This window comes from Burkholderia sp. MSMB1589WGS (genome assembly GCF_001636105.1).
Taxonomy (GTDB): Bacteria; Pseudomonadota; Gammaproteobacteria; order Burkholderiales; family Burkholderiaceae; genus Burkholderia; species Burkholderia humptydooensis.
Map to the genome: position 1 here is coordinate 601,715 of NZ_LNJT01000007.1, position 18,716 is coordinate 620,430.

Annotated in this window: 23 protein-coding genes; 14 read left to right on the plus strand and 9 right to left on the minus strand. The window is 65.0% G+C overall.

What is annotated here, in order from left to right:
- Window positions 1-2 precede the first annotated feature (2 nt).
- Window positions 3-530: a phage regulatory CII family protein gene (locus WT16_RS10720; RefSeq protein ID WP_063533314.1), complete on the minus strand. Its 528-nt coding sequence runs from the start codon at window positions 528-530 to the stop codon at window positions 3-5.
- A gap of 88 nt (window positions 531-618) precedes the next feature.
- A complete protein-coding gene (locus WT16_RS10725) occupies window positions 619-900 on the minus strand; it encodes a hypothetical protein (RefSeq protein WP_063533315.1) in 282 nt (93 codons plus the stop codon).
- 31 nt (window positions 901-931) lie between these two features.
- Here WT16_RS10725 and WT16_RS10730 point away from each other — a divergent pair, with 31 nt between their 5' ends.
- From WT16_RS10730 to WT16_RS30845, 10 genes are all read left to right on the plus strand, one after another.
- Window positions 932-1,480, plus strand: a complete 549-nt coding sequence (locus tag WT16_RS10730; protein ID WP_230385667.1) for a helix-turn-helix transcriptional regulator — start codon at window positions 932-934, stop codon at window positions 1,478-1,480.
- A complete protein-coding gene (locus WT16_RS33635; protein ID WP_156521430.1) occupies window positions 1,428-1,883 on the plus strand; it encodes a hypothetical protein in 456 nt (151 codons plus the stop codon). Before WT16_RS10730 ends, WT16_RS33635 begins: the two co-directional genes overlap by 53 nt.
- 128 nt (window positions 1,884-2,011) lie before the next feature.
- Entirely contained in the window at window positions 2,012-2,230 is a 219-nt protein-coding gene (locus WT16_RS10735) for a hypothetical protein (protein WP_004550209.1), read from the plus strand.
- Window positions 2,231-2,281: 51 nt separating this feature from the next.
- Window positions 2,282-2,617, plus strand: coding sequence for a hypothetical protein (locus WT16_RS10740; protein ID WP_063533317.1), 336 nt, complete (start codon window positions 2,282-2,284; stop codon window positions 2,615-2,617).
- A complete protein-coding gene (locus WT16_RS10745) occupies window positions 2,614-3,219 on the plus strand; it encodes a hypothetical protein (RefSeq protein ID WP_063533318.1) in 606 nt (201 codons plus the stop codon). The genes WT16_RS10740 and WT16_RS10745 overlap by 4 nt, the downstream gene beginning before the upstream one ends.
- A complete protein-coding gene (locus WT16_RS10750; protein WP_063533319.1) occupies window positions 3,216-3,665 on the plus strand; it encodes a hypothetical protein in 450 nt (149 codons plus the stop codon). The genes WT16_RS10745 and WT16_RS10750 overlap by 4 nt, the downstream gene beginning before the upstream one ends.
- Complete coding sequence (locus WT16_RS10755; RefSeq protein WP_063533320.1) at window positions 3,665-4,981, plus strand: hypothetical protein; 1,317 nt, start codon at window positions 3,665-3,667, stop codon at window positions 4,979-4,981. Before WT16_RS10750 ends, WT16_RS10755 begins: the two co-directional genes overlap by 1 nt.
- On the plus strand, window positions 4,978-5,424 hold the full coding sequence (locus WT16_RS10760) for a hypothetical protein (protein ID WP_231892055.1): 447 nt from the start codon (window positions 4,978-4,980) through the stop codon (window positions 5,422-5,424). The genes WT16_RS10755 and WT16_RS10760 overlap by 4 nt, the downstream gene beginning before the upstream one ends.
- 8 nt (window positions 5,425-5,432) lie before the next feature.
- Window positions 5,433-5,906, plus strand: a complete 474-nt coding sequence (locus WT16_RS10765; RefSeq protein WP_063533837.1) for a hypothetical protein — start codon at window positions 5,433-5,435, stop codon at window positions 5,904-5,906.
- 8 nt (window positions 5,907-5,914) lie between these two features.
- Complete coding sequence (locus WT16_RS30845) at window positions 5,915-6,157, plus strand: AlpA family phage regulatory protein (protein ID WP_082874872.1); 243 nt, start codon at window positions 5,915-5,917, stop codon at window positions 6,155-6,157.
- Here the strand turns inward: WT16_RS30845 and WT16_RS10770 are convergent.
- Window positions 6,108-7,409 carry an integrase family protein gene (locus tag WT16_RS10770; protein ID WP_063533322.1) on the minus strand — a complete coding sequence of 434 codons (1,302 nt, stop codon included), beginning with the start codon at window positions 7,407-7,409 and terminating at the stop codon, window positions 6,108-6,110. The genes WT16_RS30845 and WT16_RS10770 overlap by 50 nt on opposite strands.
- Before the next feature lie 159 nt (window positions 7,410-7,568).
- On the opposite strand from WT16_RS10770, the gene mutS reads away from it, so the two are divergent.
- A complete protein-coding gene (gene mutS, locus WT16_RS10775; protein WP_063533323.1) occupies window positions 7,569-10,250 on the plus strand; it encodes a DNA mismatch repair protein MutS in 2,682 nt (893 codons plus the stop codon).
- Window positions 10,237-11,538, plus strand: coding sequence for a hypothetical protein (locus WT16_RS10780; RefSeq protein WP_015600139.1), 1,302 nt, complete (start codon window positions 10,237-10,239; stop codon window positions 11,536-11,538). Before mutS ends, WT16_RS10780 begins: the two co-directional genes overlap by 14 nt.
- Here WT16_RS10780 and WT16_RS10785 read toward each other — a convergent pair.
- Complete coding sequence (locus tag WT16_RS10785) at window positions 11,518-12,063, minus strand: peptidylprolyl isomerase (RefSeq protein WP_006025990.1); 546 nt, start codon at window positions 12,061-12,063, stop codon at window positions 11,518-11,520. The genes WT16_RS10780 and WT16_RS10785 overlap by 21 nt on opposite strands.
- A 68-nt stretch (window positions 12,064-12,131) precedes the next feature.
- Between WT16_RS10785 and WT16_RS10790 the strand changes: the two genes are divergently transcribed.
- Together WT16_RS10790 and WT16_RS35575 are read left to right on the plus strand one after the other, a co-directional pair.
- Window positions 12,132-13,319 carry a cupin domain-containing protein gene (locus tag WT16_RS10790; protein WP_041861620.1) on the plus strand — a complete coding sequence of 396 codons (1,188 nt, stop codon included), beginning with the start codon at window positions 12,132-12,134 and terminating at the stop codon, window positions 13,317-13,319.
- A 57-nt stretch (window positions 13,320-13,376) separates the two neighbouring features.
- Window positions 13,377-13,646 carry a hypothetical protein gene (locus tag WT16_RS35575; RefSeq protein ID WP_009904701.1) on the plus strand — a complete coding sequence of 90 codons (270 nt, stop codon included), beginning with the start codon at window positions 13,377-13,379 and terminating at the stop codon, window positions 13,644-13,646.
- 270 nt (window positions 13,647-13,916) lie between these two features.
- Here WT16_RS35575 and WT16_RS10795 read toward each other — a convergent pair whose 3' ends face one another.
- From WT16_RS10795 to WT16_RS10815, 5 genes are all read right to left on the minus strand, one after another.
- Complete coding sequence (locus WT16_RS10795; RefSeq protein WP_015601865.1) at window positions 13,917-14,693, minus strand: MBL fold metallo-hydrolase; 777 nt, start codon at window positions 14,691-14,693, stop codon at window positions 13,917-13,919.
- A 6-nt stretch (window positions 14,694-14,699) separates the two neighbouring features.
- Complete coding sequence (gene bamC, locus WT16_RS10800) at window positions 14,700-15,842, minus strand: outer membrane protein assembly factor BamC (protein ID WP_059929225.1); 1,143 nt, start codon at window positions 15,840-15,842, stop codon at window positions 14,700-14,702.
- A gap of 110 nt (window positions 15,843-15,952) precedes the next feature.
- Window positions 15,953-16,855, minus strand: coding sequence for a 4-hydroxy-tetrahydrodipicolinate synthase (gene dapA, locus WT16_RS10805; protein ID WP_015602151.1), 903 nt, complete (start codon window positions 16,853-16,855; stop codon window positions 15,953-15,955).
- Between the two features lie 44 nt (window positions 16,856-16,899).
- Window positions 16,900-17,517, minus strand: a complete 618-nt coding sequence (locus WT16_RS10810; protein ID WP_015600794.1) for a tellurite resistance protein — start codon at window positions 17,515-17,517, stop codon at window positions 16,900-16,902.
- On the minus strand, window positions 17,514-18,716 hold the full coding sequence (locus WT16_RS10815) for a tryptophan--tRNA ligase (RefSeq protein ID WP_006025983.1): 1,203 nt from the start codon (window positions 18,714-18,716) through the stop codon (window positions 17,514-17,516). The genes WT16_RS10810 and WT16_RS10815 overlap by 4 nt, the downstream gene beginning before the upstream one ends.

The window sequence follows — 18,716 nt, forward strand, 5'->3', positions numbered from 1 at the left end:
TGTCAGCGACGCCGGCGGGCAGCAAGGTTACGGGCGGCATGAATCAACCGCTGGAACAGGCGCTGCCCCTTGCGGCCGGTCGCGATGATCTGCTCGGCTTCGCGATCGTCGATGCGCTGATCTTCGAGCGCGCGCGTCACGTCGTCGGCGACCTTCCCCACATGTGCCTGCAAGTGGAGCGTCGTCGTCACGAGATGCATCGCGCCCGGCTCGTGGCCATCGGTTGCGTGGTGATCGTCGACACGCTCGGCGACAAGCCCGAAACGAGCGTTGAGCGCATGCAATGCATCGAGCGCGTGCGCCTCGGCTTCGCTCTTCTCCTGCATCCACTCGATCAGCAACTCGAACATCTCCATCGAGAGGCGACTATCGCCGACGCCGCGCAGGCGCAGACGAAGCGACTCCGGCGTGATGCCCCTGCCTCGGCGGTTTGTTAGGTGATTAGCGGCGTCGGCTACGCCGCCGGGCGTGTTGCGCACGGACGTATAGAGCACGTCCAGCCATTCGGTGCTGTCGTATCTGCAGGTCATTGAACTATTGGTGGTCGGTCGTTTTCAATCTTTTGCTGCTCGAGGGGGCGGCGTACGATTCGCTCTGTCCCGCGAGGGGCCTATCGGCTCACTCGGCGGTGGAACTGTAGGAACGCTGTCCAGCGCACCGCTTCCCAAGGCAGTCGAGAAGCGCCTGAACGGTGGAGACGCGAGGGTCGGAGACGACCCGTCCACCAATCTTCGCGAGGGTTTGATACGGCACGCCGCTTTGCTTCGCAATTGCCGGCCAATCGCCCTTTGCCGCGTCGAGATGCCGCAGCACGGCAGTAAGAATCGGCTCGCTTCCGGTCTCCATAACGCCCCCAATCACAATGGCCAGTCGCGAGTTTATCCATTTAAGGAATTTCATTCAACCAAAGCGCAAGGCAAACCATCCGCCAATGGGTATCCAAATTCGGCAAGATGTCGGCATGAAAACGCCGCCCACGAAGTCATCGCTTCGGATGATCTTGGCCCGCAAGCTGCGGTGGTACATGGATCACTACCCGCACGTGGACAAGCAAGAAAAGGTCGCCAAGCGCGCCGGAATTTCCCAAAGCTCGGTCAATCGAGTCCTGTCCGGGAAGGTAGACACGCAGATGCGCGTGGTGGAATCTCTCGCTAACGCGATCGGCATATCCCCTACCGATCTGCTGATCGACGACGCGAACGATGCATCGGTAATTCACTACGATCGCGTCCGCTACGCCCAACTCCCGGAGACGGAGAAGAAGGCAATCGAGCGATATATCGAGTTTGTTCTGAGTCAGACCACCGCCACAACCACCGAGGAAGACGGGTCGACGACCATCGAAGAAGTTATTCCGGCCACGCCGGGATCGAAGAGGCGCGCGTCAGCCGCCGCTCAACGCCCATTATCGAACGAATTGTTGAGCGATGAACAAAACCACAAAACCCGCATCCGAGGGACCAAAACGCGAAACCGATAACGTCTACGAACTCCCCACGATACGAAGACGAACTCGGCAGGCAGCCATCCGCGCGTTTCTGCACGATTTAGTAGCGCGCCACGATCGATCGCCCGCAGTGGCCGCCGCTGCCGTGCTTCTACGCGAGGACGGCACAATCGCCATCTCCGCCAAAGGCGTAGACGCCGATACCGCAGAAGACGTTTTGGCCGGCGCACATCAATTGGCTGAGCGCATCGAATACGCGCGGAATCAGCGTTCACACCGGCTCGCCCGCCAACGCGGAACCGCCAGCATCCTCGCAACCGCGACGATCGGAATTGCAGCCGCAGCATACCTAAACACCTCAGCGTGGCTTGATGCGGTGCTAGTCCTTACCTGCCACGCCGCAACCCTGCTGCTGACCCCACGAAACTCCCGATAACGCGCCCCCGCCTAACCCGGCGGGGATTATTCTGGGAGCATTTATCCATTTATGGATTGACAGGGTATTTTCCATTAATGGATACTTCGGCTGTCGCGTCACATGACGCTCAACCGGAGATTTACCCCATGAAGCCGACCGATCTTCACGCTGAGGCCCGCCGGAACTGGCTCCGCGACGAGCAAGCCCCGCGCGTTACGCCCTCCGAACCCGCCCGCCAAAGCAACTTGGAAAAGTCGCTGCTGTTCAAGTGCGTCTTTGCCGCCGCCGCCCTGATCATCGCGGCGAACGTGCTGGACAACGGCCCCGTCGCTGACAAGCCCGCCACCTTTCACGCCAACGTCTGACGCTCACGCGCCGAGGACGGCTTGCGCACTCGGCGTAAAGGAGATGAAGCCATGCACCGAATCAACGCTGCACAGCACGCGGGCATCCCGCGCCGGGACACGCTATCGCCCCGGACCGTCGCCCGTTACGAACGCGATCGCCAGCTTCCGACGTCGCCGATCCTCATCGGCAAGCATGTCGTCATGCGCCGGCCACTCGTAGACGGCGTCTATATCGAGTACCTGATCATGGACGGCAACACCATTGCCGCGAAGCAGATCTCGATTCCGGACGAATCCACCTGCGCGACCGCGATCAAAAGCCTTCGCGCCGCGATGCGGCCCGCGCCCGAAAAGATCAGTCGCCCGAAGAAGCCGCGCGCGTTCAGAATCAAGGAGGCGTCGTGATCGACAACGCCCTCCCGAATGCGGCTCCGCGCCGACTCAACCCGTTCGTCGACCTCACGCCCGCTCAACGGGTCGACTTGACGGCTCGAATCCTGACCGTGTTCAGGCACGCCACGCACGCGATGACGTCCGACGAGGTCTGCACGGCCCACTTCGGCGACATGCCGGGCGCGGCTGCGCAATGCATCGACAAGCTCGCGCGGGGCGGATGGCTGCGCCGCCAACCGCGCCCGCACGACCTTCGTTTCCTTTACTGGCTGACGGGATCGGACGCAGCCCCGCCGCTGTCGGTCCCCTGCAAGCAGGCAGACGGCACCTATTCGAGCGATGCCGCCGGCGCACTCGCGCCTCGACATGCGCCGCGATCGGCCGTGCCCGCCGGATCCGCACACACGCGCCCCGAACTCCACACGATCGTCACGCGGGACGCGGAACGTCACGTCGCCGTCTCGTTCCCGCATCTCCGCTCGCTTGAGATTACCGTCGACTCGCTGCGTGGGTCGGATACCCGCACGTTGCGATTCCTGCGCCTGTTCCGCCAGAGCATCGACCTCGAAGTGTCGCGACTCGAACTGATGATCCAGAACCGGAGGACCGCGTGAAGCGCCTTACGACCTACAAGCACCCGACGTCGTACAACGAGATCGTCGCTCACGCGAATGCCGTTCATGCACGCCGTCTTGCCGAGCTGAAGCATGCTGAGAAACACATCCGAGCCATCGAGCACGACCTTACGCTGGTCACTGAAGCCGGCGTTCACATTGCTGTCGGCGAGCATTCGATGCGCCTCGAAGACTGCCGCGCCCCCGGCGAATGCCGCTACACCGGCCGGGCGAAATGGGCTCTCCGAATCTATGCCGGGATTTTCAGCGAGACAGCCGATCGCGCCGTCCGCGCGTTTCTCGCGCTCGGCTGGATCGTCGAGCGCATCGACACCACTCCGCATCGCGCGAGTCTCTTGCTTCGACGGCCGAAAACGCAGTCTCGCCTGCTGCTCGACTGCTCAATGGAACTCGCACAGAGTCTCCAACCGCAGGAGGCCGAGTAATGGATGCACGTACCCAATCGCTCGCGCTCGTCGAGCCGATCGTCACCGGCAACACGAAGGCCGCTGCTGCTGCTGCGCGCGCGACGTCGGCGGACCTCTGGATGGTGCCGTACGACCAACTCCACTACGATCCGCGCGACAACGTGCGTCCCGTCGATCACCAGTGGGTGTCACACCTCACCGCGCTGATGATCGCCAACGGCTACGACAAGAGTCAGCCACTCCATTGCTACATCCGGAAGGTCAACGGGAAGGACCTCATCTACGTCTACAAGGGTCAACACCGCTACCTCTCCGCAGGCAACGCGATCCGTGCAGGAAAGAATCTCGGCAAGATCCCCGTCGTCGTGCGTGATGCGAAGACGGTTGAACGCGCCGAGATGGTGATCGACGGCTACCTTAGCAACGAAAGCAAGCGCGCGTCTCCGCTCGAACTCGCGACGGTCGTCGCGGAACTGCGTGACATTCATGGTCTCGACACGAAGACGATCTGCAAGCGCCTGAACGTTACGGATCAAACCATTCGCGACGTCGGCCTGCTCGAGCAGGCACCTGCGGAGATTCACCAGTTCGTCCGTGACGGCTCCATCTCCGGCACGCTCGTGATCGAGCAGATACGGCAGCACGGCGCGGAACGGGCGCTGGAACGGATCGTCGCAGGCCTGTCGAAAGCGAAAGACGCGGGCAAGACGAAGGTCACGAAAAAGCATCTCCACACGGCGTCGCCCAAGAGCGTCGCGGCAACGGCCGCCGCCGAGCCTCAACGGAAGATTGGCGAGCAACATGCAAAGCAACTTTTGCAAGCGCTGCAAAGCGTGTTGCACGATCCCGGTTTCGGCAAGTTGTCGCCGGGCACGATCGAAGGCGTACATCGCGCGTTGACAGGCCTCGAAGACCTGCTCGATGTCGTGCCGGCACGTCGGCCGAAGTATCCGATCGCCAAGGCAAACGAGCACGGCGTGTATGAGCCATCGGAAGTCTTGTCCGCGCCCATATCAAAGCGCACCGGGCGCACGCACGTCGAGATTCGGCTCGCACAGATCGCCGAGGGCGATTGGGAATTCGGATACTCGTACACCTTTAACAGCGCGGGCGGATCGTCGCCATGCACGCGCATCGACGGCGAATCGCCCGGCCGGTACAGGACACGCGTCGAAGCGATCCGGACTGCGGTTCAGGTGCTCACCCGCACCCTCGAAAGCACTAGCGCTTCGAAAGCGAAGGAAATGGCAAGCGTTCGGCGATGGCTCGACAAGCTGTTCAGGATGCCCGACCCCGACTGGACGGCCGAAATGGCGCGGGAGGCAACCAAATGACCCCGCGCCCGGCCCTTTCTACCCCACGTCCGCTGCCGCGAAAGCGGGAACGCGCGGACAAGCGCCCGGCTATCACACTGGCGAGCGTCGACGGCAACGCTGTCTCGAAGCGTGTGCGCGGGCTCGCGCCCGCAAAGGCACTCCAGAAGAACGAAACGCCGCGTGCGCGGCGAAAAGCAATCCAGAGAAACGAAGCCCCTGCGGATGCCCGCAGGGGCATGCACGCACGCCTCGACGCGCTTTGCATCGAGATCCGCGCCCTTGTGAGCGACGTCTCGCACTCGGCCGACATCGTGCTGCTCGACCTATTGACCGACGACACCGGCAGCTACGCACGGCACAAAGCGGCACAGGACGCTCGCACGTGGGCCGCAGCCGCCGGCGTCACGCTCGAAACGGGTTTGATGCAGCTCGGCCGGGCGATACCACGCGAACAGAATTGAGGATGACCATGAACGACGAACAGAACACCGCACCGAACTGGTTGCAGGAAGGCGACCTACTCTATCGCCTCACGATCGACACGCACCGGCAAAACCATGACGAGATCTATGTCACGCTGGCCGAAGGATCGCGTGACATACGCGCGCGAGCAGCACGTGCCGCCGAGCTTCGAGAAGCTCTGAAGGGACTCGGATCCAATGGGCTCCCCGATGGCACCTCGGCCGAAGCGCTCACGAAGCTCAGAAGGCTCATTGCCGCCGATGGATACGCTGTCTCGTTTCAGACGATGCAGCAGTATCGATCCGCGCTGCTACGGGAGATCGACAACACGAGTCCCGTTCGCTCAACCCCGACCACGATGACGCAAGAACAGTACGCTGCGATCGAGTTTGCGCTTGGCGCATGCGCCGGACATCCGGCCGGCGAACAGCATGTGGCAGCACTCGAATCACTGCTCTCGGGGGGAGGCAACCACGCATGACCGTCGCGATGAAGCCCATATATCTCGACATTGCATCGGTATCAGCAGCGGTCTCCCTGTCGCCCGCGGTCATCCACAAACTCGTCCGCCAAGAGGAATTTCCGAGGCCGCGCGCCCTGTCCGGGCGACGCGTCGGCTGGCTCACGCGAGAAGTGGAAGAATGGGCAGAAGCTCGAACGCCGTCCGAATTCCTACCGCCGCCTAACTGCGGGACCGGCCGGAGGAAGGCGACGATTGATGCGGCCGGGTAACAGCCTCCAGCTTCTCGTCGAGCTGCGTCAACCAGTGCCGGCGCTCGGCGTCATACGAGTGCCGGTTATAGATGCCGCCGACGCCCGGCAACATGTGTCCAAGAATCGCCTCACCGATCTCATAAGGACATCCGAGCGCAGCCAACATCGTGCGCGCCGTTCTACGCAGATCGTGAGGTGCCCAATGCGTCACCGGAAGACGCGGCCGCTCCTGTTCCGGTCGCGTCTCGCTATAGGGCATGTGGCAATGAACGGCTTGACCGAACACTTTTTGCTGCATGTGCCCGCCCCGCTCTGCCGGAAACAACCACCCCTTTCCATAGCGTTCAAGGCGTCGCCTCACAATCGCATCCGCGCGCCCGACCAACGGCACCCGAAGATCCGTAGCTTTCTCATGCCGGGCGCTCTTGGTTTTGACCTTGGGAATCGTCCACCACAAGCCGTCCCGCTCCTCGGTAATTTCAGTTCCCTCCATCGCGCCGATCTCGGCACCACGCGTCCCGGTCCAAAGGTAAAGCGTCAAAGCGTCCTCAACGTTGCGGCTGAAATTTGGCAGCCAGTTGATCAATGCGCCCACTTCCGCATCAGTGAGAAAGCGCTTTGCCGTGCCCATCGGTTGCCCTTGGATCCGCCGGCCGTTGCTACGCAGCCGCCCGCGCATGATTTGCCGCCACCAGTTCGATGCTGACTCCGGCAGCCGGCCAGCATCGAGCGCATAGTCCCAAGCGGCTCCAAGCTCAAGTCGAAGCCTGGACGCCTGCACGGGAACGTGCCGATATGAGTCGATCTTGCTGAACGCGCGCTCGCGCGTCACCTCGGCGGCGGGTAAATCCGCGATATCCCCCAACATCGTCCGAAACATTCGGGCCACTTCGGCCGCGCCCTTCGACTGCCGATTGCGCTCGACGTGCCCTGTCAGATAGGCCGAACAGATATCGCGCACTGTCGGAGAATCCCCTTGCTGTACCATAACGCCGACAGAATCGTTTGCTTGTCGTTTGGCAAGCGCCGGATCGTTGCCTGTGTTGCGCGCCTGTTTCAGACGCTCCCATTCAACGGCCGCAGCAGCGATCGAAAGCGCGGGCCATTCGCCGATTTTGATTTGTCGCATGCGCCCGTCGACGGGCGACTTGTAACGGTAAATCCAACTGCGACGCGATGCCGTCGCCTCGAGCCTGAGCCCCGGACAGCCGTCGATTTTCAGGTGTGCACCGGGTGAAAGTTGCTTTGCCGTTCGGGCGTCAAACCGCATTCAGACCTCAGCGTAGGTTTCCGCCACGCACGCTATATCAGCGGCGTAGGCGTAGGTTCCAGAAAACCCGAAAAGCTACGCTGACAATGAGAATTTAGCAAGATGTCGAGAGACGGGGAAAATCGATTACGAAGACCTCGAAATGGACGGAAAGCCTTGATGGATAAGGACGTGCAGGAAATTACGGATTCAAAACAGCAGCTTACAGAAGCCGCGATCAGCAATCACACGCCGATGATGCAGCAATATTTACGCATCAAGGCGGAGCACCCCGACACGCTCGTGTTCTACCGGATGGGCGACTTCTACGAGCTCTTCTTCGAAGACGCGGAGAAAGCCGCTCGCCTGCTCGACCTGACGCTCACGCAACGCGGTGCGTCCGCCGGCAACCCGATCAAGATGGCGGGCGTGCCGCACCACGCGGTCGAGCAGTACCTCGCGAAGCTCGTGAAATTCGGCGAATCGGCGGCGATCTGCGAACAGATCGGCGATCCCGCGACGTCGAAGGGCCCCGTCGAACGCAAGGTCGTGCGCGTCGTGACGCCGGGCACGCTGACCGACGCCGCGCTGCTGTCCGACAAGAGCGACGTGTTCCTGCTCGCGCTTTGCGTCGGACACAACAAACGCGGCGTCGCGTCGAACATCGGCCTTGCATGGCTCAATCTCGCGAGCGGCGCGCTGCGGCTCGCCGAGATCGCGCCGGACCAGCTCGGCGCGGCGCTCGAGCGCATCCGCCCCGCCGAGATTCTCGCGGCTGACGGCGCGATCGAAGCGGTGCCGGCCGGCATGGGCGCGATCACGCGCGTGCCCGCGTGGCACTTCGATATCGCATCGGGCACGCAACGCCTCTGCGATCAACTCGAAGTCGCGAGCCTCGACGGCTTCGGCGCGCAAGCGCTCACGAGCGCGAGCGGAGCGGCGGGCGCGCTGCTGATCTACGCGGCCGCGACGCAAGGCCAGCAGCTTCGCCACGTGCGCAGCCTCAAGGTCGAAAACGAATCCGAGTACATCGGGCTCGACCCGTCGACGCGACGCAATCTCGAACTCACCGAAACGCTGCGCGGCACCGAATCGCCGACGCTCTATTCGCTGCTCGACACCTGCTGCACCGCGATGGGCAGCCGCCTGCTGCGCCATTGGCTGCATCATCCGCCGCGCGCATCGGTCGCCGCGCAGGCGCGCCACCAGGCAATCGGCGCGTTGCTCGACGCGCCCGCGCACGTCGGCCTCGACAGCCTGCGCTCGGCGCTGCGGCAGATCGCCGACGTCGAGCGGATCACCGGCCGCCTCGCGCTGCTGTCCGCGCGGCCGCGCGATCTGTCCAGCCTGCGCGACACGTTCGCCGCCCTTCCCGCGCTGCGCGAACGCGTCGCCGAGATCGCACCGAACGCGGCCGCGCTAGGACGCCTCGACGCCGCGCTCGAGCCGCCGCCCGGCTGCCTCGATCTGCTCACGCGCGCGATCGCGGCCGAGCCGGCGGCGATGGTGCGCGACGGCGGCGTGATCGCCCGCGGCTACGACGCCGAGCTCGACGAGCTGCGCGATATCTCGGAGAACTGTGGCCAGTTCCTGATCGATCTCGAAACGCGCGAGCGCGCACGCACGGGCATTCCGAACCTGCGCGTCGAGTACAACAAGGTTCACGGCTTCTATATCGAAGTCACGCGCGGCCAGACCGACAAGGTGCCCGACGACTATCGCCGCCGCCAGACGCTCAAGAACGCGGAGCGCTACATCACGCCCGAGCTGAAGACGTTCGAGGACAAGGCACTGTCCGCGCAGGAGCGCGCGCTCGCCCGCGAACGCGCGCTTTACGACGGCGTATTGCAGGCGCTCCTGCCTCACATCGAGGGTTGCCAGCGCGTCGCAAGCGGCCTTGCGGAGCTCGATCTGCTCGCGGCATTCGCCGAACGCGCCCGCACGCTCGACTGGGTGGCGCCGGAATTCACCGACGAGATCGGCATCGAGATCGATCAGGGCCGCCATCCGGTCGTCGAAGCGCAGGTCGAGCAATTCATCGCGAACGATTGCGCGCTGAACCCCGATCGGAAGCTGCTCCTCATCACCGGCCCGAACATGGGCGGTAAGTCGACGTTCATGCGACAGACGGCGCTCATCGCGCTGATGGCGTACGTCGGCAGCTACGTGCCGGCGAAGGCGGCGCGCTTCGGCCCGATCGATCGCATCTTCACGCGCATCGGCGCGGCGGACGATCTCGCGGGCGGCCGCTCGACGTTCATGGTCGAGATGACGGAGGCCGCCGCGATCCTGAACGACGCGACGCCGCACAGCCTCGTGCTGATGGACGAAATCGGCCGCGGCACGTCGACGTTCGACGGCCTCGCGCTCGCATGGGCGATCGCGCGCCATCTGTTGTCGCACAATCGCTGCTACACGCTGTTCGCGACGCACTACTTCGAGCTCACGCAATTGCCGGCGGAATTCCCGCAAGCGGCGAACGTGCACCTGTCGGCGGTCGAGCACGGCCACGGCATCGTGTTCCTCCACGCGGTCGAGGAAGGTCCGGCGAACCAGAGCTACGGCCTGCAGGTCGCGCAACTCGCAGGCGTTCCGGCGCCGGTGATTCGCGCCGCCCGCAAGCATCTCGCGCACCTCGAGCAGCAGTCCGCGGCCCAGGCAACGCCGCAGCTCGATCTCTTCGCCGCGCAACCGATCGTCGACGAACCGGAATGCAACGAGCCGCCGGCTGCGACGCCGCACCCGGCGCTCGAGCGCCTGCTCAGGCTCGATCCGGACGACTTGAAACCGCGCGACGCGCTCGATCTGCTCTACGAACTGCACGCGCTCGCCCGCTCGGGCTCAACGGATGCGCAACGCTGACCGTACCACGCCGCGCGCGACGCTTCGCGCGCGCGTCGCCGCATCCGCGGCGCTCGCCAGCGCGCTCGCATGGACGCTCGCCGGCAGCGCACCGGCCGCGCACGCATCGTCGCGAGCGGGCAGCGAGCCGTACACGTTCGCGGTCTTGTCCGGCGTGATCGCGTCGGCCGACGACGAACCGCAGGCCCGGCGCCTGCTCGATGCGATCGCGCGCGACCGTTCGGTGTCGTTCATCGTCTACGAAGGCAACCTGAAGGGGCCGAAGGAAGCCTGTCGCGATCAGTTGTACGAGCAGCGCAACGTGCTGTTCGCAGCGTCCCGCGTCCCGCTCGTGCTGCTGCCCGGCCAATACGACTGGACAGCCTGCGGCACGCGCGATGCCGGCGCGTACGATCCCGTCGAGCGGCTCGACTTCCTGCGTCAGAACGTCTTTGCCGAGCCGGCATCGCCCGGCGCGAATCCGATGCCACTCGCGCGCGAAAGCGAAGTGGCGCGCTTTCACCCGTATCGCGAAAACGTTCGCTGGGTCCGCGACGATACGGTGTTCATCGGCCTGAACGCGCCGGGGCCGAACAATCGCTACCTGACAGCAGGCGGGCGCAACGGCGAGTTCGAAGATCGTGTCATCGCAAATGCGTTCTGGATCGATCACGCGGCCGAGTATGCGAAGCGCCGCAAGGCGCGCGCGCTCGTGATCTTTCTCGAGGGCGACCCGCAATTCGATCGCTACGAACGTTCGGAGCGCTTCGGGTGGCTGCGCTTCAACCGCCCGCGCGTGCGCGACGGCTTTCGCGAATTCAAGCGAGCGTTGGTGAAAGCCGCGGCCGTCTTTCGCGGCTCGATCATCGTCGTGCATCCGAGCGGCGAGCCGCTTGCGGACGGATTCAGGATCGACCGCCCGTTACGCGACGACAAGGGGAATCTGGTCGGCAATCTGACGCGCGTCGCGATCGCGCCGCATGCGCGCCTGACGCAATGGGTGCGAATCGGCGTGGATTCGGCGAAGCAGCCGATGTTCAACGTGAGCATGCAGACCGTACCGAAGCATCTGCCTCAACCGCCCGCGCTGCCCATCGTGCCGCATGAGAACACGCCGCTGCCCGACATGCCGGAAATCCCGGCGCCGCCGGTGCTGCCCGATTCGGGCGCGAGCGGCGCGACGCCGCCCGGCTATGGTGAATGGCATGGCGCGCGCGAAAGTTCATTCGATCACCACGCGCCATCGAGCGCGACACCCGGCGAAGCGCCGGGCATCGCCGCACCGGGCTCAATGCAGGGTGCGCGCTGAACCGTTGCCTTCGTTGTCGTCATCCTCGTCTTCGTCGACGATTTCGAGCCCTTCCGCGCCGTGCGCATGCTCGTGCTCGATTTCGTCTTCCGTCGCTTCGCGCACGTCCTTGACGGTCAGCGCGAAACGCAGCGCCATCCCGGCGAGCGGGTGATTGCCATCGAGGACGACCTTGTCTTCCGCGATATCGGTCACCGTGTAGATCAGCGAATCGATTTCCTCGTCACCGTCCTCCGGCGTGCCTTCGAATTGCATGCCGACTTCGAGCGGCTCGGGGAAACGGTCGCGCGGCTCGATTTTCACGAGTTCAGGATCGTAATCGCCGAACGCATCCTGCGGCTCAAGCTGGATTTGCGTCTGATAGCCGGGCTCCTGGCCGTCGAGTTGTTCCTCGATCTTGGGGAACGTGCCATCATAGCCGCCGTGCAGATAGACCATCGGCTCATCGCTCTCCTCGATCAGATTGCCTTGCGCATCCGACAGCTTGTAAGCGACCGATACGACAGTGTTTTTTGCGATTTTCATCCAATTCTCCCAAGTACAATAGCCATTATACGATGCCCAAACGGCCCCTACCCGAACCGTCCGGCCGTGTGCTCGAACGCACCCGCGCGCCGTTGCCCGAGGCGCCGACCCCGCTTCTCGGCAATCTCAGTCCCGCGCAATTCATGCGCCGATATTGGCAGAAAAAGCCGCTTCTGATTCGGCAGGCCATTGCCGACATCGCGCCGCCGCTGTCGCGCGATGCGCTGTTCGAGCTTGCAGCCGACTTTGACGTCGAATCGCGTCTCGTCACCCATTTTCGTAACAGATGGCAACTGGAGCACGGGCCATTCGAGCCCGAGAATCTGCCGTCCGTGAAGCGCCGCGAGTGGACGCTGCTCGTGCAGGGGCTCGACCTGCACGACGAGCGCGCCCGCTCGCTGCTCGAGCGCTTCCGGTTCGTTCCGGATGCGCGCCTCGACGACCTGATGATCTCGTACGCGACGGACGGCGGCGGCGTCGGCCCGCATTTCGACTCGTACGACGTGTTCCTGCTGCAGGTGCACGGCAAGCGCCGCTGGCGGATCGGCGCGCAGCAGGATCTGTCGCTGCAGGAAGGTTTGCCGCTCAAGGTCCTCGCGAATTTCGAGCCGACAGACGAATGGGTGCTCGAACCCGGCGACATGCTGTACCTGCCGCCGCACGTCGCGCACGACGGCATCGCGCTCGGCGAGTGCATGACGTGCTCGATCGGCTTCCGGGCCCCGTCCGCAGGCGAGTTGCGCGCGCAGTTCCTCTATCATCTCGCGGAGCGCGGCGGCCTGCGCACAGGCACGTGCGACGACACACGATACCGCGACCCGGCGCAGCCCGCGGTCGACACGCCCGCGATGCTGCCTGCCGCGATGGTCGAGCGCGCTGCCGCGATGCTCGCTGGAATCAAATGGGACGAACGCGATATTGGCGATTTTCTTGGCTGTTATTTGAGCGAGCCCAAATCAAACGTCGTTTTCGAGCCGCCGCCGCGACGACTTGGCGAAGCCGCGTTCGTCGCTCAGGCGTCTCGCCGGGGCATCCGGCTCGACAGGAAAGCGGCGTTGTTGTATAACGCGCGCTCGTACTTCATCAACGGCGACGCGCATCCGCTCGCAACCGCGGCGAAATGGCTGCCGGAGCTGGCCGATACGCGGCGGATGGAGGCGAAACGGTTTGTAACACTCTCCCGGGACCCCGCCATGACAGGCCTGCTGCACGAGTGGTATCGTGCGGGCTGGATACGGGTGGGCGACATGGGGTAGAGTTGCCCGGCCGTATACCCATACGAACGCATGTTTTTGTATGGGAAAGACAACGTATTGACCCCGCATTTGTCGACGGTCGATAGGAAAGTGCATATAATTTCCGCCCAAGCCGTAGGGAAGATTCACGCTCTAGAAGTGCATCTCCACCAGCGGCCCAGGTCGGTGTTGGAGCACATTACCGGTATTGTTTCGCGCTGTTGCTTACCTTTAACCATAAAAGGACGTGATCATGAAGAAATCCCTCCTCGTAGCTTCCCTGTTGGCTGCCGTTGCACTGGCTGCGTGCAACAAGAGCTCCGAGCAAGCTGCTTCGTCGGCTGCTAGCGAAGCAACCGCCGCTGCCGCTTCGGCTGCTTCGGGCGTTGCCGCTGCTGCTTCGGACGCTGCTTCGAGCGTTGCCGCTGCTGCGAGCGATGCGGCTGCTGCTGTGGCGTCGGCTGCTTCGGCAGCGACGGCTGCTCCGGCTTCGGGCGCAAGCCAGTAAGTCCGCGTCAGCATCAGCTAAAAAAAAACCGGCCTACGGGCCGGTTTTTTTACGTCCTTTTTATGTCCCTTGCATGACCTGCGGGTCCATGAGGCGCCGCAGGGCGCGCTTCAGCGCAGGCTGAGCCAGCCGAATCCCTCGTCTTGCGACGCAACGAGCACGTCGTCCGCCTGCCCTCCCAAAGCCGCCGCGAGCGCCGCCTGCGCGAGCGCCGGCGCGTTGTTCTGCTGGCTCAGGTGCGCGGCCACCAGGTGTCGCAGCCGGCTGCGATCGAGCTCGGCGAGGATGGCGGCCGCCGCGTCGTTGCTCAGATGGCCGTGCGAGCCGCCGATGCGCGCCTTCAGCGACGCCGGATAGCGACTGGCCGCGAGCATCGCGACGTCGTGATTCGCCTCCAGCACGAGGCCGTCGCAGCCGCTCAGCACGGCGCTGATGCGCGGCGTCGACATGCCGACGTCGGTCAGCACGCCGAGACGCGTCGCGCCGTCGCTGAAGACGAACTGGAGCGGCTCGCGCGCGTCGTGCGGAACGGTATAGGGGAGCACGCACAGATCGCCTACCGCGGCCGTCTCGTCGCCCCAGAGCACGCGGAGGTCGACGTCGGCCTCGTCCGCGCCGACCGCGCGCGCGGTGCCCCAGCTCGTGTACAGCGGCAGTGACGCACGGCGGGCGAGCGCCAGCGCGCAGCCGACATGGTCGCCGTGTTCGTGAGTGACGAGAATCGCGTCGAGATCGTCGACGCGCAAATCGACGCGTGCGAGCCGGCGTTCGAGTTCCTTCGCCGAGAAGCCGCAGTCGAGCAGGACGCGCGTCGTCGTCGCGCCATTCGACGCTTCGACGACGAGCGCATTGCCTTCGCTGCCGCTTCCGAGGCTCGCGAATCGCACGTGCGCTTAATTTAGCTGCGCGTGCAGCAGCGAGATGAGCCGCTGCGCGTCGGACGAGGTGTCGATCTGGCCGTTTGCATCGACGACGGCCACTTGCGTCTTCGAGTCGCCTTGCGCGCGCACGTTGACGAGGAATTCCTTGCCCGGCTTCGCGGCCGTCGGGCCGCCGTAGAACAGCTTGCCGAACAGGCCGTCGCGCTTGAGCTCTTCCATCGAATTCGCATAGCGGACGTAGTAGACGCCCTTCGAGCGATCGCGGTTGTCGACCGTGAAGTTCGTGCGGTCGAGCGCGAGACCGACGCGCAGCCACGCGCGGTCGAACGACTCAGCCAGATCGAGCGTCGATGCGCCGCCGGCGCCGACGACGGTCGCGGGCGCGGTGGCGGGGCGCGCGTCGGCGAGCAGTTGCTTCGCCTGCGCGTCGGTCAGGCCGAACTTCTCCATCAGCTTCGCGAGGAACACGGCTTCGAGCACCGGATTGCGCGGACGCTCCTCCCAGCGCGACGACGAGCCGCCCTGCGCGCCCGTCAGCTTCTCTTCCATTGCGCTATGCGTGATCGAGATGTCCGTATTGCCGTCCGGCGTACGCGTGACGAGCGTGCGGAAGCGATCGCGCGTGCCCGACGAATAGGCGAAATCGATCACGCGGCCGATCGTGCGGCGGAACCAGTCGTCGGGAATGTTCGCGCGGTTTTCCGCCCAGTCGGTGGCCATGATGCCCGTCGACGGCGCGTCCGTCTTCAGCGCGAAGCCGTTGTCCTGCCAGAACTCCTTCAGTTGCGGCCAGAGCTGCTCGGGCGTGCGGCCGTCGACGACGAGCCAGCGGCGGTCGCCGTCGCGCTCGATGTGCATCCCGAACGGGTCCTGCGCGCTCGGCTGCCCTTCCGTCGAGTTGCCCGCGGCCGTCACCGCGCGCGTCGGTGCGGAGCCCAGGCCCGAATTCGTCGGCGGCGCGACGTACGACGGGCTGAGCGGCATCGCCGTCAGATCCTGCGGCACCTGCAGCGGCGGCGCCGAACCGGTCGACTTGTAGTTGACCCGGTCGGGCGCGAGGTAGTCGTTCAGCGTGTCGCAGCCGGCGAGCGCGCCCAGCGCGAGCGCCAGCACCGAAACCTGGATCGCGCGGGAGGAAAAGGCGGAATGTTTCATGAAGTCCTTCGTCTTGCTAGAACGCGTGTCACGCACGGCGCCGGGAGCGGCCGGGTCAGTGTCGGATCGATCGGGGTGCGGTGCGGCCGCCCGAGCGGCCGCGTCCGGCCTCACAGGAGGCCGGCCTCGCGAAGCGCGCCGCGCACGGTGTCGTGGCAACGCTCGTCGAGCGGTGTGAGCGGCAGGCGAATGCCGCCCGCGATCTTGCCCATCTGTTGCAGCGCCCACTTCACCGGGATCGGATTCGCCTCGATGAACAGATGCTTGTGCAGCGACAGGAGCTTCATATGGATCTCTCGCGCCGTCTTCACGTCGGCGGCGAGCGCCGCGCGGCAGAGCTCGCTCATCGCGCGCGGCGCGACGTTCGCCGTCACCGAGATGTTGCCGTGGCCGCCGAGGAGCATCAGCGCGATCGCGGTCGGATCGTCGCCGCTGTAGATCGAGAAGTGCGCGGGCGCCGCCTTGATCAACTGCGCGGCGCGGTCGATGTTGCCCGTCGCGTCCTTCACGCCGGCGATGCCCGGCACCTGCGAAAGACGCAGGATCGTGTCGTTCGACATGTCCGCGACCGTGCGGCCCGGCACGTTGTACAGGATCACCGGCAGGTCGACCGCCTCGGCGATCGCCTTGAAGTGGCGGTATATCCCTTCCTGCGTCGGCTTGTTGTAATACGGCACCACTTGCAGCGTCGCGTCGGCGCCCACCGCCTTCGCATGCTTCGACAACTCGATCGCCTCGGTCGTCGAATTGCCGCCCGCGCCCGCGACGATCGGAATCCGCTTCGCCGCATGCTTGACGGCGGTTTCGATCATGAGGACATGTTCGTCGACGGAAAGCGTCGCCGATTCGCCGCTCGTGCCGACCACGACGAGGGCATCCGTCCCCTCTTCGATGTGCCAGTCGATCAGCTTGCGGAAGGCCGCCAGATCGAGGCCGCCGTCCTCGAGCATCGGGGTGACGATCGCGGGGATGCTGCCGCGGATTTGAATGCCGTCTTGAGTGCCGTTAGCCATGAAACAAACGCGATGAAAAATCGGTAAGGGTCGATTGTAGCGGATTAGCCCGCCAGTCCGTAACGCGGAAATCCCGCCCCTTCTTCCGCCACGGCACGCTCGCGCACCGCGCAGATTCGTTGGACGAATGCGTCGCGCGGCGCGGCGGCGAACCCGTCCTCGAACGCGACGACGCGCAACTGCCCGCGCACCGCGTCGAGCAGCTCGCCCGGCGCGAGCAGGAATGCCGGATTGGACGGCTTGCCGACCGTTTGGTTGCCTTGCGCGAAGGTCTCGTACAGCAGCACGCCGCCCGGCGCGACCGCGGCGACGAGACGCGGCAGCAGCGGGCGATGCAGATAGTTCGTGACGACGACGGCGGAAAAGCGCGCGTCGCCGGCGAGCGGCCACGGCGCGCCTTCGAGATCGGCCGCCTGCGCGACGACACCCGGCAGCGCGCCGAGCGACGCGAGCGCGGCCGGCTCGCGCTCGAGCGCGCGAACCGGATGGCCGCGCTCGGCGAACCAGCGCGCGTGGCGGCCATGGCCCGCGGCGACGTCGAGCACCGCGCCGCCCGCCGGCACGAGATGCGACCATTCGCGCACCCACGCCGACGGCTCGGCCGCCACGCCGTGCGCCCCCGCGCCGGGCGCGTCGTGAACCGCGATCGTCAGCGTTTTCAACTGTACGACAGCCCCATCGCCTCGCGCACGTCGCGCATCGTCTCGGTCGCGTGCTTGCGCGCCTTGTCGCAGCCGTCCGCGACGATCGCGCGCAGCAGCGACGGATCGTCCATGTACTTCTGCGCGCGCTCGAGCATCGGCTGCTGCTCGCGCAGGATGCCGTCGACGACCGGCTGCTTGCAGTCCAGGCAGCCGATGCCCGCCGAGCGGCAGCCCTTCTGAACCCAGTCGTGCGTCGCGTCGTCGGTGTAGACCTGGTGCAGTTGCCAGACCGGGCATTTATCGGGATCGCCCGGATCGCTGCGGCGCACGCGCGCGGGATCGGTCGGCATGGTGCGGACCTTCTTCGTGATCGTCTCGGCGTCCTCGCGCAGGCCGATCGTGTTGCCGTACGACTTCGACATCTTCTGGCCGTCGAGGCCCGGCATCCGCGACGCTGCGGTCAGAAGCGCCTGCGGCTCGACGAGGATGATCTTGCGCGCGCCTTCGAGATAGCCGAACAGGCGCTCGCGGTCGCTCATCGACAGGCTCTGCGATTCCTGCAGCATCGCGCGCGCCTGTTCGAGCGCCTCGTCGTCGCCCTCCTGCTGATACGCGTTGCGCAGCTCGTGATAGAGCTTCGCGCGCTTGCCGCCCAGCTTCTTCGCCGCCTCGAGCGCCTTCTCCTCGAAGCCCGGCTCGCGGCCGTACAGATAATTGAAGCGGCGCGCGATCTCGCGCGTCATCTCCACGTGCGGCACCTGGTCCTCGCCGACCGGCACGAGCGAGCCGCGGTACAGCAGGATGTCGGCCGCCATCAGCACCGGGTAGCCGAGGAAGCCGTACGTCGACAGATCCTTGTCCTTCAGCTTCTCGATCTGCTCCTTGTAGGTCGGCACGCGCTCGAGCCAGCCGAGCGGCGTGCTCATGCCGAGCAGCAGCGCGAGCTCGGCATGCTCGGGCACCTTGCTCTGGATGAAGAGCGTCGCCTGCGCCGGGTCGATGCCCGAGGCGAGCCAGTCGATCAGCACATCCCAGACGTTCTTCTCGATCACCTCGGGCGTTTCGTAGTGCGTCGTCAGCGCGTGCCAGTCGACCACGCAGAAGAAGCACGGATACTCGGACTGCAGCTTGACCCAGTTCTTCAGCACGCCGTGATAGTGGCCGAGATGGAGCGACCCTGTGGGTCGCATGCCGGAAAAGATACGGTCTGGGAACAT